Origin of the sequence: Paenibacillus sp. GCM10027629 (genome assembly GCF_042676425.1) — a bacterium.
Taxonomy (GTDB): domain Bacteria; phylum Bacillota; class Bacilli; order Paenibacillales; family Paenibacillaceae; genus Paenibacillus_K; species Paenibacillus_K terrigena.
In genome coordinates this window covers 95857-109074 of the sequence record NZ_JBHTGZ010000002.1, presented here as the reverse complement: position 1 = coordinate 109074, position 13218 = coordinate 95857, and the positions used below count along the sequence as shown (strand labels likewise).

13 protein-coding genes are annotated in these 13218 nt (G+C 49.2%); 7 read left to right on the top strand and 6 right to left on the bottom strand.

Going from position 1 to position 13218, the window contains the following annotated elements:
* Positions 1 to 38: 38 nt before the first annotated feature.
* Positions 39 to 386 (bottom strand): acetyl-CoA acetyltransferase, encoded by a 348-nt coding sequence (locus ACFQZR_RS00790; protein WP_379341919.1) that lies wholly within the window; start codon positions 384 to 386, stop codon positions 39 to 41.
* 114 nt (positions 387 to 500) lie between these two features.
* Between ACFQZR_RS00790 and ACFQZR_RS00785 the strand changes: the two genes are divergently transcribed.
* Positions 501 to 1001 (top strand): GAF domain-containing protein, encoded by a 501-nt coding sequence (locus ACFQZR_RS00785; RefSeq protein ID WP_018758754.1) that lies wholly within the window; start codon positions 501 to 503, stop codon positions 999 to 1001.
* A gap of 16 nt (positions 1002 to 1017) precedes the next feature.
* Here ACFQZR_RS00785 and msrA read toward each other — a convergent pair whose 3' ends face one another.
* Both msrA and ACFQZR_RS00775 read right to left on the bottom strand, forming a co-directional pair.
* Positions 1018 to 1572, bottom strand: coding sequence for a peptide-methionine (S)-S-oxide reductase MsrA (msrA, locus tag ACFQZR_RS00780; protein WP_379341917.1), 555 nt, complete (start codon positions 1570 to 1572; stop codon positions 1018 to 1020).
* Between the two features lie 41 nt (positions 1573 to 1613).
* Positions 1614 to 2501: a LysR family transcriptional regulator gene (locus ACFQZR_RS00775; protein WP_379341915.1), complete on the bottom strand. Its 888-nt coding sequence runs from the start codon at positions 2499 to 2501 to the stop codon at positions 1614 to 1616.
* Between the two features lie 555 nt (positions 2502 to 3056).
* Between ACFQZR_RS00775 and ACFQZR_RS00770 the strand changes: the two genes are divergently transcribed.
* Positions 3057 to 3257, top strand: a complete 201-nt coding sequence (locus ACFQZR_RS00770; protein WP_018758750.1) for a cold-shock protein — start codon at positions 3057 to 3059, stop codon at positions 3255 to 3257.
* 164 nt (positions 3258 to 3421) lie between these two features.
* On the opposite strand, the gene ACFQZR_RS00765 is transcribed toward ACFQZR_RS00770, so the two are convergent.
* Positions 3422 to 3982 carry a hypothetical protein gene (locus ACFQZR_RS00765; protein ID WP_379341912.1) on the bottom strand — a complete coding sequence of 187 codons (561 nt, stop codon included), beginning with the start codon at positions 3980 to 3982 and terminating at the stop codon, positions 3422 to 3424.
* A gap of 161 nt (positions 3983 to 4143) precedes the next feature.
* Between ACFQZR_RS00765 and ACFQZR_RS00760 the strand changes: the two genes are divergently transcribed.
* Both ACFQZR_RS00760 and ACFQZR_RS00755 read left to right on the top strand, forming a co-directional pair.
* On the top strand, positions 4144 to 4845 hold the full coding sequence (locus ACFQZR_RS00760; RefSeq protein WP_379341910.1) for a response regulator transcription factor: 702 nt from the start codon (positions 4144 to 4146) through the stop codon (positions 4843 to 4845).
* A gap of 1 nt (position 4846) precedes the next feature.
* Positions 4847 to 6211 carry a sensor histidine kinase gene (locus ACFQZR_RS00755; protein ID WP_379341908.1) on the top strand — a complete coding sequence of 455 codons (1365 nt, stop codon included), beginning with the start codon at positions 4847 to 4849 and terminating at the stop codon, positions 6209 to 6211.
* A 50-nt stretch (positions 6212 to 6261) separates the two neighbouring features.
* On the opposite strand, the gene ACFQZR_RS00750 is transcribed toward ACFQZR_RS00755, so the two are convergent.
* Positions 6262 to 7881, bottom strand: coding sequence for a response regulator transcription factor (locus ACFQZR_RS00750; RefSeq protein ID WP_379342029.1), 1620 nt, complete (start codon positions 7879 to 7881; stop codon positions 6262 to 6264).
* Between the two features lie 9 nt (positions 7882 to 7890).
* Complete coding sequence (locus tag ACFQZR_RS00745; protein WP_379341906.1) at positions 7891 to 9699, bottom strand: cache domain-containing sensor histidine kinase; 1809 nt, start codon at positions 9697 to 9699, stop codon at positions 7891 to 7893.
* A 298-nt stretch (positions 9700 to 9997) separates the two neighbouring features.
* On the opposite strand from ACFQZR_RS00745, the gene ACFQZR_RS00740 reads away from it, so the two are divergent.
* The 3 genes from ACFQZR_RS00740 to ACFQZR_RS00730 all read left to right on the top strand — a co-directional run bounded on the left by ACFQZR_RS00740 (position 9998) and on the right by ACFQZR_RS00730 (position 13145).
* Positions 9998 to 10882: a carbohydrate ABC transporter permease gene (locus ACFQZR_RS00740; protein WP_314586382.1), complete on the top strand. Its 885-nt coding sequence runs from the start codon at positions 9998 to 10000 to the stop codon at positions 10880 to 10882.
* Positions 10882 to 11718, top strand: a complete 837-nt coding sequence (locus tag ACFQZR_RS00735) for a carbohydrate ABC transporter permease (RefSeq protein ID WP_018758741.1) — start codon at positions 10882 to 10884, stop codon at positions 11716 to 11718. Before ACFQZR_RS00740 ends, ACFQZR_RS00735 begins: the two co-directional genes overlap by 1 nt.
* A 131-nt stretch (positions 11719 to 11849) precedes the next feature.
* Positions 11850 to 13145, top strand: a complete 1296-nt coding sequence (locus ACFQZR_RS00730) for an ABC transporter substrate-binding protein (RefSeq protein ID WP_379341903.1) — start codon at positions 11850 to 11852, stop codon at positions 13143 to 13145.
* Positions 13146 to 13218 lie beyond the last annotated feature (73 nt).

The window sequence follows — 13218 nt, the reverse complement described above, 5'->3', positions numbered from 1 at the left end:
GGCGATTGCCATACCTTCTCTTGTTTTTTTTGCGTTCGTTAGAGAAGCGCGATGACGAGTAATTCGTACAAGACTAGCGGTAATATGACATTTGAGTTCGGACGCGGATAGGGATAAGGGTATGGCTGTGTATAGGGATAAGGATAGTAAGCGCGTTGTTGGCTCTGGGTTTGTAAGTATAGATGCCCAGCGTCGACATCTACGATCGTACCTTCAAAAGTTCTGCCATCAATGGTCTCAATATGCACGGCATGGTTCTTGTATTGATGACAGAGAGGGAGCAGCTTCTCACGTACTTTCTGAAGCTGGCCTGCGAAGCTCTCATCTGCCTGATAGAGACGGTTCTGGTTGCGAGATTTGGTCGTGACAGGTTTCTTCTTACGCATCGGTTCTAGGTACCTCCTTGGTAATTCGTGTTGCAATAAGATATGCATTTGCCTAGGGAATGTGTTAATCTGAGGAGGTTATTCAGGGAATACGTGTAAGGGGAGGAGAAAGAGATGTTCGAAAAAGGTCATATCAGTGGAAATCCAGATAAAGATTACCCGGAGGCAATAAGGCAGCTAGCTGCATTGCTAGAAGGGGAGACAAGCGCCATCGCGAATCTATCCAATGCTTCGGCATTGCTGAGTGAATATATGGATCGAATCAATTGGGTAGGGTTCTATCTATACGAGGAAGCAACGAATCAGTTGGTGCTTGGCCCATTCCAAGGGCTGCCTGCCTGCGTACGCATTCCGCTCGGACGCGGTGTATGCGGGACGGCTGCGGGAGAACGGCGAACGATTGTCGTCGAAGATGTGCATAAGTTCCCGGGTCATATTGCGTGTGATGCGGCTTCGAGATCGGAGATTGTTATTCCTCTATTGATCGATGATCAATTGATTGGCGTGTTAGATATCGACAGCCCGTTGGAGAGCCGATTCAGTGAGGTGGATCGCACTTACTTGGAGCAATTCACAACGGAACTGCTCCGGCATTTGGGCGAATTGAAGCGATAATAGGTAAAGGTAATCATTAGGAGTTCGATTTGGAATTCCAGTGTTGTTCAATAAATTGGTCTCGACCGGAGAGAAGGCGATCTTCTCGGTAATGGTCGGGGCTTTTTTTATAATAATCTTGGTGATATTCTTCTGCGGGATAGAAGGTCTTCGCAGGCAGGATTTCGGTGACGATCGGCTTGTTGAAGCGTCCACTCGCGGCGATGACAGCCTTGGAGGCTTCAGCCTGTTCACGCTGCTCTTCTGAATGGTAGAAGATCGCTGCACGATAGGAAGGGCCGCGATCTTGGAATTGTCCTTCCGCATCGGTCGGGTCAATCTGCGGCCAGAATAACTCGAGCAGCTGAGCATAGCTGAATAGTGTGCTATCGAACGTTATTTGTACGACTTCATAATGCCCCGTCATTTGCGATTTGATTTCAGCGTATGTCGGATTCTCCGTATGGCCGCCGGAATAGCCAGAGACGACCTTCAGGATGCCAGGCAATTGGTCGAACGGCTTGACCATGCACCAGAAGCAGCCGCCGGCGAAGGTCGCGAGTTGAATGGAAGATGCATGATGTTGTTCCATGGGTAACCACCTTTAAACGAATTATGGGATACAGCGATAGATTAGGATTGAATAGGGTGACTAATATGTTGACGGAACATCAGTGGCGCCAGCATATCTTGCGGCTCACGTCGCTGTACAATCGAGAGCGCCCGTGTGAGCCTTCCTCCTTCAATCGGTAAGGCAACGAGCTCACCGCTGAGTAGTTCCTTCTCTATGGCGAGCTTGGATAATACAGATAGGCCAAGCCCAGAGAGCACGGCTTCTTTGACCCCTTGATTACTGCTTAGGATGAAGGAACGTTTCACTTGCACCCCGCGACGCTCGATGAATCGATCATGATAGGCTCTTGTCCCGGACCCGAGTTCACGGAATACCCAAGTCTGCTCCTGCAGCAGCTCTGTCGTTATCCGAGGGATACGTGATAAGGGGTGAGTCGAAGGTGCAATCACGAGCATCTCGTCCTCCATCCAATGGCTAATCTCAAGATCGTTCTGCTGCAATTCACCTTCGACGAGTCCAAGATCCAGCGTATTGGAACGTATGCCTTGGGTGATCCCTTCGGTATTTGCAATCGTGACTTGTACATCGACTTGCGGGTGATGCTGCACGAAGCTTGCGAGCAGCTTTGGAAGGACATATTCACCGATGGTGAAGCTGGCTCCGATTTTGAGTGTGCCGGTGACCGTGCCATGCATCAATTGAATTTGGGATTTGGCTTCCTCATAGAGGGATAGAATGACCTTCGCACGTTGATAGAGCACCTGTCCAGCTTCCGTTAATCGTACATATTTGGGGGAACGGTGCAGGAGCTTCGCCCCGAGCTCTCGTTCTAAATTGCGTATATGAAGACTAACGCCAGGCTGTGACAAGTTTAAAGTCTCTGCTGCGCGCGAGAAATTGCGATGTTCAATGACCGTGACGAAAATATGGAGCGAATCCGTAATCATGGTGCAGGTGGCCCTCCCTTGCATGAATATTCATTCCGGAGTCCGGTTAAACGTTGATCATGGTATTTTTCATCATAAACGTTATCCTTTATCCCCACAAGGTTTGTTACTTTCAGGTATATAATTTTAAAAAAGGGGTAACATGATATCTGTGCCTGATTTCGATAAAGGTTGACCCAGGGTGAAATGCTGGTGATGCAAGCGGATACGGGTAAGGAATTTTCGGAAAAGCCATATATATTCCATGCAGCGCTATTGCCTGATATCATAGTAATGAACGCGCTTTCGCTGAATTAGGGGAATTTTTGACGCATTGACATGGTCTGGAAAAGTTAATGGCACATAAGTGTTTGACTTTCCATGAAATAATATGGTACTATGAACAAGTAAATACGAATTAACAATGAAATGCTCCTGAAGATTTGAGATCTGGATTCACATATTCTAAAGGGTATTATGCGGTATGATTAATATACCTTTTCGAATATGTGAATTTTTATTTACCACCCGTAAATATAGGAGTAGCATGTTAATTATTTTGAGGAGGCTACACACATGCAACAAGGTACAGTTAAATGGTTCAACGCTGAGAAAGGTTTCGGCTTCATCGAAGTTGAAGGCGGCAACGATGTATTCGTACATTTCTCCGCAATCCAAGGCGACGGCTTCAAGACTCTTGAAGAAGGCCAAAAAGTTGAGTTCAACGTTGTTCAAGGCAACCGTGGACCACAAGCTGAGAACGTAACAAAATTGTAAGACTAATTTGTCTACAATAACGTCCCGAGTAATCGGGAGGTTCTCGAAAGCAGCTCACCCCTAGGGGTGAGCTGCTTTTTTGCTATTGTTACAGGTTTTGGGGTAGCGTTAGGAAACAAAACAAGGGTCCCCTCATGGAAGAGGGACCCTTGTTTGCTTAGGATTTATTTCGCAGCAGCTTGCTCTGCAGCTTCTGCCTGTGACTTAAATTGCTCCAGTAATTTCGCGAGGTTGGTCTTAATCGCCTCGCCATCCTTCTCCTCTACCGCTTTAGTCAAGTTCGTGAACAATTGATTTTCTTTCGTGCTTCCAGAGACGACTGCAGCCGAGGATGTAATCGGCGTTGCGATTACGAAATCCTTCCCTTGCTGGCCATTTCCTACGGGTGCAGGAACAACTTCTTTGATCATCACTTGCTTGGCATCTTTCATCGTTGATTCATCCAGCTTCATGACGGTAACCGAGTGGGATAGGTTGCCTACCTTGACGAAGTGCTTCGTTTGCTTGGCGAGCACGTCTTCCCATTCTTGTAGCGTATCAGGTGCATATTGCTTCACAAGACCAAGTAGATCAATGGCGGGTTTGGCCACAGCCGCGGTGCTCTGAACGTTCAAGTTCTTACCTGATTCGATGGGCTTCACATCAGGGCTTGCGGAAGCGGGCAGCGCTGCGATGGTGAACAGCATAGCGGATAATAAGGAACTAACGACGAAATTTTTTTTCATGGTACATACACTCCTTTAATGGTGGTTTGTTGTTTACAAGACCTATTGTAGGACGCAAATGTGGCAGGTCATGTCCGAAATGATGTAAAAAGAATGGCAACTCATATCTCCTTAAGCTTGGACTGCTATAATGGCACCATGATAAGAGGAGGTTCGGATGGATGAACAATTATCGCATCGCCGTCGTAGATGATGATCTAAATATAAGACAGTTAGTAGAGTCCTATTTGCAAAAAGAAAATATGGAAACCATTGGGCTTGGGACGGCTGAGGAGGCATGGATCCTCTGGGAGAACAATCCGCCAGATATGTGGGTGCTCGACATTATGCTGCCAGGCATGGATGGATACGAGCTGTGCCGCAAAATTCGAGCCGACGCGGAGGTGCCGATAATTATGGTCTCGGCGCGGGATGACGAGGTCGATAAAATTTTAGGCATTGAACTGGGGGGCGACGATTATATGGTGAAGCCCTTCAGCCCAAGAGAGCTTGTCGCTCGCGTGAAGCGTCAGCTGCAGCGCATGCAGAAGCTTCGAATGAAGGAAGAAGAGCCGCAGATGGATGAGGAGGTTGTCATTACGCTGGGTGAGCTCCGTCTCTTGCTGCATGATCGGCGAGCCGTCTGGCGCGGGGGAGAGATCGACCTTACGAGCAAGGAGTTCGATCTGCTCAAGCTGTTCGTGGAGCGCCCGAATCGTGCTTTTGCCAGAGACGAAATCCTACATCTGGTATGGGGGGACGACTATTTCGGCAGCGACCGCGCGGTAGACCATCTCATAAAGCGGCTGCGCAAGAAGATTGAAGACCTGCCGGTTGAAGCGGTATGGGGCCTCGGTTATCGGCTGAATGGAGGGGAATGTTAGGATGAAGCTGATTCATCAGATTAACTTAGCTTTTGGCATACTGCTTGTGCTCGTGTTCGGCGTCATTGCCGTTATTATTCATACGGTGTTGCTGGATCATTTCATGGGCAAGCAGCAGGAAGAGCTTCAGACCCTTAGCACAACTTTGTCGCGAACTATCATCCAGCAAGATACGCGTGCCGCCCCTTCGGCAAGCTTTAAAGTCAGGTATCTGCCAGCAGAGAGCGATATTGAGGCCATTATTCTGGACGGCCAGAGTCGGGTTGTCTCATCGACTCTGTCGCCGCAGACCTCAGCCATAGAGGTGGGAGTTTCATCGGTTGCGGCTGCTATGCCGATGGATGCTGAGATGCGCAAGATCGTTGAGGGCAAGGACAAGCGGTTCCTTACCAGTACAGCGGTAACGAGAGCAGGCGACCAGCTAACCTTGGTGTCTCCTGTCAGTAAAGTTCGAGAGATCGAGATGAAGCTATTCAGCCAGCTGCTCATTGTGCTGTGTACTGGGTTCATTGTGGTATTTCTCTTGGGCTTGTTCATGACAAAGCGGATCATTCATCCTCTGATGCGATTACGAGAGGAATTGAAGAAGGTGCGCAGCCGGAAGTATGCTGAGGTGGAGCTGGTGAAGGCAAGCGGCGAGATTGGTGCGGTGGCGGAGACAGTCTATGATCTAGCGCAGGAATTGGATCATTACCACCGTGTTCAGAAGCAATTCTTCCAGAACGCTTCGCATGAGCTCAAATCTCCCTTGATGTCGATTTCCGGTTATGCCGAGGGGATTCGGGATGGCGTATTCGAAGGCGAGAGTATGCGGCGCGGACTAGAGATCATTATGAGTGAAGGTAATCGGGTGAAGAAGCTTGTCACTGAAATGACGCTGCTAGCGAAGCTCGATAGTGAAGAGGATATCTTTCAATTTGAGGACGTTGCTGTGAAGGACATGCTGCTCGAGACGGAAGAACGTGTAAATCCGATGCTCTTGAAAAATGACTTACAGCTCCACATCCATTACCACATGGATGATCCGGAATCATTGCAAATTCGTGCGGATCAGGACAAGCTATTGCAAGCGCTGCTTAATGTGGTGACAAATTCGATTCGTCATGCGAAGGAGCAGATTCACATTCATGTACAGCAAAAAGGGAACCACGTACTCATCTCGGTACAAGATGATGGGGAAGGGATTCCAGAGCAGCTGCTTCCAACATTGTTTCACCGTTTTGTGAAAGGGAAGGGCGGCGAGTCCGGACTAGGTCTTGCCATTGCGAGAGCAATCGTTGAACGCTGCGGGGGGGAGATTACAGCGAAGAATCGGGATACGGGCGGGGCGATGCTGGATTTTGATTTCCCGACGTGTCGAGCGTGAGGCTCATCATAGAAGAGAGAGACCTGAGGTGAACTCAGGTCTCTTTGGTGTTAGCCTAGCGTTTGTTCTCTGCGGAACTCGCCGGGCGTGATGCCTTCAAGCTTCTTGAACACTTTGCTGAAATATTTCTCGTCTTGATATCCTACCATCTCAGCTACTTGCGCGATGCGAAGGTGTGGGTTGTGGAGCAGCTGTTTGGCTTTGTCGATTCGGAATCGGCTGAGGTAGTCCAGCAAGGTGACGCCGTATTCTTGCTTGAACTTCCGTGCGATATATTCGCGGCTTAAGAAGAACCTGGCTGCAATATCCTGAAGTGAGATTTCCTGCTGATAGTGGCGCTCTAAATATTTGGCAATGTCATGGATGAAGAAGTTGTCCTTGGTATGCTGCTGCGTCATGATTTTGCTCACCGCTTGGAGTCGATCTCGAACCTGCTGCTTCAGCAGCTCCAGAGACAAGTAGCCTTCTTCATTAAGCGGCAAGGGAGGGGATAGCTCGGAATCGGCTGTCGTCGTTTTCTCCTCCACGGGCAGGGCGTCGCCTTCCCCTTCGAGCCACTGCATTTGCATCCAGTCCCATTCTTTATCCCACTGGACGAGCTGCTCCGGCGTAATGAAGCTGAGTCCCTGGATGTCATTCAGCCATTGCGTGGTGACGTTCTCCATTTGCTCGCTGGCCCCGCTTAAGGCGGCGAGCCGAAGCTGTTCTTGTATCGCCGTTAATCGCAAGGGGCGAGCAGCCCCCTGAATCCCGTCCGGTTGGTAGGAATGCAGCAGCCTCGGCTCTAATAAGTTGCGCTTCCATAATGCGGAAGATGCTTCATGATAGGCGCGGGGAGCTTCCTCTGGAAACGTATTCGTGTCGCTCATGCCGAAATGAAAGCGACGGCGAAGCGTGCTGTAAATCCCATCATTGATTGCTTGCAAGAGAGGGGGAAAAGCGCGCTGTTCATCGCCGTAGAGAATGACGATTTCACCAGCACGATTCAATTGGCGGAATGCCACCCCCCGCTGCTGTAGAATCTCATTACAAATATTAATCAAAGAGAATAAGAGCAGTTGCAGTTGGTTCTGGAACTTAGAGCGCAGCTTATGATCCAAATGAGATACATCGAGAACTGCTACCGAACAGCGTGACTTCGGAAGAGGGAGTTGGAATTCTTCGCGAAGCTGGCCTAATATGGCGTCACGACGGCCCTCGCCCGTGATCAGATCGGTCAGGAGCTTATCCGCATAATGCGGCTTCATTTCATTCACTTCCATACGCTGTCTCGTGACGCGATCGCGTGCTTGTTCTTCCTGCTGCCAGCATTTCGCTGCCTGCGCTAAGGCTGCATTTAATGCAGTAGCTTGAACGGGCTTTAGAATATAGTCCATTCCGCCGCTGATCAGAGTATGCCGGACGAGATTGAAGTCATCGTATCCACTGATGACGACGACTTTGATCTGTGGGGCATGGGTGTGCAGCCAGGTTAACAGCTCGGTGCCGTCCTTGTGCGGCATCCGCATGTCCGTCAGTACAATTTGCGGTTTGTGTGCACTAATCATCGTGATGGCAGCTTCGCCATCGGAGGCTTGCAGCACCTCGGTAATCCCATGCTCTTCCCAATGGGCGAGCAGATTAATCGCATCGCGGACATGCTTCTCGTCATCCACGATAAGTACTTTCATCGTCATCGTTTACTCACTCTCCCAGATGTAATCTAAGGTGACTCGAACGCCGTGCGGCTCTAGGTTCTCAATCTTGAGCGAAGCTTGATCCTCTGAATAGAGCTGCAACCGCATCAATACGTTATGTAACCCAATCGAAGCACCTTCCTCCACGCGTTGCTCCTCACCTTCTTGATGGTGCGCTGTAAGTGATGCTTGCAGCACATGAAGCTCTTCTTCAGGAATCGATGTCCCGTTATTCTCAATTTCAATGATCAGACGCTTGGAGTTCGCTTCATCGATCCGGCTTCGAATCGACAATCGACCGGCTCCTAGACGCGGGTCCATGCCATGCTTGAAATAGTTCTCTACGAGCGGCTGCAGCGTCATCTTGGGGATGGCGGCGGACAGGCTGTTCGGTGCAAGCTCCCAAGTCGTATCGAATTGCTCATCGAAGCGTTCTTTTTGCAAATCCAGATACATTTTTAAGTGGTTGACTTCATCCTGTAATGTGACCTTGGCTTCATTACTGCGCATCTTGTAGCGCATCATCTCGGCTAAGGAAGTCAACAGCGTATAGATGCGCGGTACGTTATGTTGAAGGGCTAGGGTACCGATCGATTGCAGGGCATTGTACAGGAAATGAGGATCAATCTGTGCCTGCAGGGCACGAATCTGATTCGTCTGGTTCGCGAGCTCCAGCTTATATTTGCGTAAGATCAGGTTATTGATTGTATCCATCATCTGCCGGAATCGCCGCGACAGGGTGCCGATTTCGTCCTGACTCTTGACCTCGATGTTAATATTGAGCCTACCGGTCTGAATTTCGTTCATATAGCTTGCAAGCTGCTTAATGGGCCTCGTGATGCGGATCGAGATAACGAGGGTTCCGAGGATGACCGCCAGAAGCGCGAGCGCCGCAATAATTGCGTTGATCTTGATTAATTCTGTGGATCGCTGATATAGCGCTGCATGCGGGATCTGCTTAATCAAGGTCCAGTTGGCAAAAGGAACCTCGAGCCGCTCATAGATCTGCATGGCTTTATCCTTGTCGACATAGCCAGATTGATCCCCACGAGGGACGGCGAGCTTCTCACTCAATCCGAGTGATTTCAACGACTTGCCGATCTCGTCCTTATTCCCGCTATAGATAATATCTCCTTGGTCACTGACGAGATACAACTGCTCATCGCCTGCTTCATAGAGCTGATTACAGATCGCTGCGATCCCGTCCAGCTTCACATCAATCGCCAGTACAGCGAGCTGCGTGGTGGATGGAATTCGATTGATGGAACGATAGAAGGTGAACACTTCGCGATCGGTTTTCTCCAAGGGCGAAGGTGGAAAGCCATAGTTATGTACGCGGTGCGGGGGCTCTGTGCTCGTCGGTGCCTGCGTGGTCATGTATTTGGCAACCCCTTCATAAGGTGCTTCGCGAACCTCTCTTCTAGGCACGCTGCTCGTGATTAGCGTCGATTGATTGGTGATCCGGGAATGCAGATAGACCTGCTGTATATCCGGCAGGGAGCCTTGCAAATTTTGCATTGTGCTATAAATTTCGGCAATCGCCTGGTAGTCATCCAGACTTTTGGACAAATTACCAATGAAATGCGGGTCCGAATACACGATGATCGACGCACGATTGATATTGTTCAGATAGTTCACGAGATTGGTTTTTCCTTGGAAAATAAGCTTCGCATTCTCGCTAATCGACTGCTCTTTGATCGATTCCCGCGTATGGATCAGCGTAATGATGAGCGAGAGCACGAGCGGAATCGTCGTCACGACCAGCATGAATTGAATCAGGCGGGTGCGGATGCTATGTGATTTTAATTTCAATGAATGCCACCTCGATTTCATTAACGTTGATGTCGGCTTTTCAGCGTCGAGAAGGTTGCGTGAAGCCGAAGAAGGAAGCGCGGAGTGTAGGAGGAGCCTACATGAGCACTGGAGTTCGAAGGCTGAATGCAAGATTCGATGTCGAATATGCCTCCCTGATTATTCTTCGCGATGGAAAGCCGACCGGAGAAGGTCAATATTGTCTCCCTATTGGTTTAATATCGTACGTTCTTTTGGACGCACGATTCTCGCATACTAATTATAAGCAAAAAATGAAATATGCAAAGGGGAGATCGGGATGCATCAACATAAAAGAAATTCACAATGGACGCAGCAGCTCGTGTTCGTCGGTCCTGCGCTGATATTCTTCGCTCTCATTATCGTCGTTCCGTTCCTGCTGGGACTCTATTATTCCTTCACTGACTGGAATGGCGTTTCTGGCGAGGTGGCATGGGTCGGCCTCGACAATTATAAACAAATACTAACGAATGATACCGTATTTCGCGATTCGTTCTGGTTCACGGCGAAATTTACCGTACTTGGCGTGATTTTCACGAATGTGCTCGGATTTGCGCTGGCGTATTTTTTGACAAAAAAATTGAAAAGCCGTAATTTCCTTAGAACGGTATTCTTCATGCCGAACGTCATCGGCGGACTGCTGCTCGGATTCATCTGGCAGTTCATCTTCGTCAAAGGGTTCGCAGCAATCGGTGATGTAACGGGTATTTCGTTCTTCAATCTGCCTTGGCTCGGAACAGAGAATACGGCGTTCTGGGCAATCGTCATCGTCTTCGTATGGCAGACAGCTGGTTATCTGATGGTCATCTACATCTCGTCTCTGAACAATGTGCCGAAGGATATTCTGGAGGCGGCTGAGATTGACGGCGCGAGCAGAGGACAAGTGCTGCGGTCGATCATTATCCCGCTGATTATGCCTGCAGCGACGGTCTGTTTGTTCCTCGCGATTTCGTGGTCGTTCAAAATGTTCGACTTAAACTTGTCGCTCACCAAAGGCGGACCGTTCGGCTCCACGGAGTCGGTCGCCATGAACATTTATAACGAAGCCTTCTCGAAGAACCGATATGGTCTCGGTACGGCGAAAGCGATTATCTTCTTCATCATTGTTGCCGTCATCACGACGCTGCAAGTAAGATTGACGAAGAGTAAGGAGGTTGAAGCCTAATGGATATCACCAAGAATAATCGTATAAGCCTTGCCATCACAGAGATCATCATGCTGCTCGTGGCAATTTTGTTCCTTATTCCGTTCTACTTCTTGTTCGTCAACTCCGTCAAAAGCTTCGGCGACCTCCTCACCAATGCAGCGAGTCTGCCGAAGTCGATCGAATGGGGCAACTATGCCAGAGCTTTTGAGATTACGAATTTTCCGTCTGCGTTCTTGAACTCATTCGTCATTACGATCGTAAGTAATGTACTGCTCGTTCTCGTCAGCGCGATGGCAGCTTATCGGATGGTTCGTCAGAACACGGCATTCAACCGTATTCTGTTCGTGATATTCGTCGCGGCGATGGTCGTGCCGTTCCAATCCATCATGATTCCGCTGGTGAAGGTTACGAGCACCGTCGGTTTGATGAACAGTATTCCCGGACTGATTGTATGTTATTTGGGCTTTGGGATCCCGATGTCGGTGTTCCTGCTCCATGGCTTCGTGAAGTCGATTCCGCTAGAGATTGAAGAGGCGGCGACGGTCGATGGCACGAACGCATACGGCGTATTCTTCCGCATCGTATTACCGCTGATGAAGCCGATGTTAGTCACTGTCTTTATCTTGAATGCGCTCTGGATCTGGAACGACTACCTGCTACCGTCCCTCATCCTGCAATCGCCTGAGCTTCGCACGATTCCGATTGCAACGTTCGCGTTCTTCGGACAATATACGAAGCAGTGGGATTTAGCGCTGCCAGCGCTCGTCATGGGCGTGCTGCCGATCATCGTATTTTTCCTCATGATGCAGAAGTATATTATCGAAGGGATTACGCAAGGCGCGGTCAAAGGGTAAGCGAATGTCACTTCCGTCTACCTGATTGATCAATATTCTACGGTTAAACAAGGCGCGATTCCCTCTACAATGAGGATGTAAGATGATTTCAACGAACTTTGATGATAGATCATTAAGGGAGGCCATAATTTATGCAAAAGAAAACGAAACTTTCACTCGTTCTACTCCTGACATTGTCGATGGCGCTCGCAGCATGCGGCGGGAAATCCGAAGATAAAGGGGCAAGCGGTGCCACAACTAATGGCGGCACGGAGACGAAGACGATTAAGATTTTCCAATTCAAGGTTGAGATTGCAGAAGCATTGAACAAGCTTAAAGCGGAATACGAGAGCACGCATCCCGGCATTAAGCTGGACATTCAGACGGTAGGTGGCGGCTCCGACTATGGCGCAGCACTGAAAGCGAAGTTCGCTTCGGGCGACGAGCCGGATATTTTCAATAACCTTGGTTATCGCGAATTGGATACATGGATCAACAGCTTGGAGGATTTATCCGACCAACCTTGGGTAAAAGATGCGGTTGACGTGGCGAAGCAGCCGATGACGAAGGACGGTAAAATCTACGGTATGCCGATGAATCTGGAAGGCTACGGCTTCCTCTATAATAAAGATCTATTCGCAAAAGCGGGCATTACTGAGACACCTAAGACATTAACGCAGCTGGAAGATGCTGCGAAGAAATTACAAGCAGCCGGCATAACGCCATTCGCGAACGGCTATCAAGAAACTTGGATTCTCGGACTTCATAACCTGAATGTAGCCTTCGCCAATCAGCAGGATCCGGATGCATTCATCAAAGGCTTGAATGATGGCACAGCGAAAATCCCTGGCAACCCTGTCTTTGAAAACTGGGCGAAGCTCTTTGACCTCACCATCAAATACGGCAACAAGAACCCGCTGACAACGGACTACAACACGGAAATGACGATGTTCGCAAGCGGCGAAGCGGCGATGACGCAGCAAGGCAACTGGACGCAAGTTCAAATCAACGGCATTAATCCGAAGGCGAATGTTGGCATCCTGCCAATGCCGATCAGCGATGATGCTGCGGCGAACGACAAGATCTATGTCGGCGTACCGAACAACTGGGTTGTGAACAAGAACTCGAAAGTAAAACCGGAAGCGAAGGAATTCTTGAACTGGCTCGTGACGTCCGATGCGGGTAAACGGTATATTACTAAAGAATTCAAGTTCATCCCTGCGTTCAAGAACATTGACGCAACGAGCGAAGATCTTGGCCAGCTAGGCGCTGAAGTGGTGAAATATAGCCAAGAAGGCAAAGTGCTGAGCTGGAACTTCAGTAAATTCCCGGATGGCGGCATGAACGAATTCGGTAACGCGATGCAGGCGTACATTGCAGGAAAATCGGATAAAAACGGCTTGTTCGACGGACTTCAAAAAGCTTGGGAAGGCCTATCGAAGAAATAAGGCTATGTAGCACGAACCTACACAGCAATACATTTACAAAAGGGGAGGGCTCTGGTGAACAGGGCCCTTTGCC

Bases quoted from the DNA above. Each gene is read 5' to 3' on its own strand.
- ACFQZR_RS00740 (WP_314586382.1), top strand. From the start codon at position 9,998: ATGCATCAACATAAAAGAAATTCACAATGGACGCAGCAGCTCGTGTTC.
- ACFQZR_RS00790 (WP_379341919.1), bottom strand. From the start codon at position 386: ATGCGTAAGAAGAAACCTGTCACGACCAAATCTCGCAACCAGAACCGT.
- ACFQZR_RS00765 (WP_379341912.1), bottom strand. From the start codon at position 3,982: ATGAAAAAAAATTTCGTCGTTAGTTCCTTATTATCCGCTATGCTGTTC.
- msrA (WP_379341917.1), bottom strand. From the start codon at position 1,572: ATGGAACAACATCATGCATCTTCCATTCAACTCGCGACCTTCGCCGGC.
- ACFQZR_RS00770 (WP_018758750.1), top strand. From the start codon at position 3,057: ATGCAACAAGGTACAGTTAAATGGTTCAACGCTGAGAAAGGTTTCGGC.
- ACFQZR_RS00775 (WP_379341915.1), bottom strand. From the start codon at position 2,501: ATGATTACGGATTCGCTCCATATTTTCGTCACGGTCATTGAACATCGC.
- ACFQZR_RS00735 (WP_018758741.1), top strand. From the start codon at position 10,882: ATGGATATCACCAAGAATAATCGTATAAGCCTTGCCATCACAGAGATC.
- ACFQZR_RS00760 (WP_379341910.1), top strand. From the start codon at position 4,144: ATGAACAATTATCGCATCGCCGTCGTAGATGATGATCTAAATATAAGA.
- ACFQZR_RS00755 (WP_379341908.1), top strand. From the start codon at position 4,847: ATGAAGCTGATTCATCAGATTAACTTAGCTTTTGGCATACTGCTTGTG.
- ACFQZR_RS00750 (WP_379342029.1), bottom strand. From the start codon at position 7,881: ATGAAAGTACTTATCGTGGATGACGAGAAGCATGTCCGCGATGCGATT.
- ACFQZR_RS00730 (WP_379341903.1), top strand. From the start codon at position 11,850: ATGCAAAAGAAAACGAAACTTTCACTCGTTCTACTCCTGACATTGTCG.
- ACFQZR_RS00785 (WP_018758754.1), top strand. From the start codon at position 501: ATGTTCGAAAAAGGTCATATCAGTGGAAATCCAGATAAAGATTACCCG.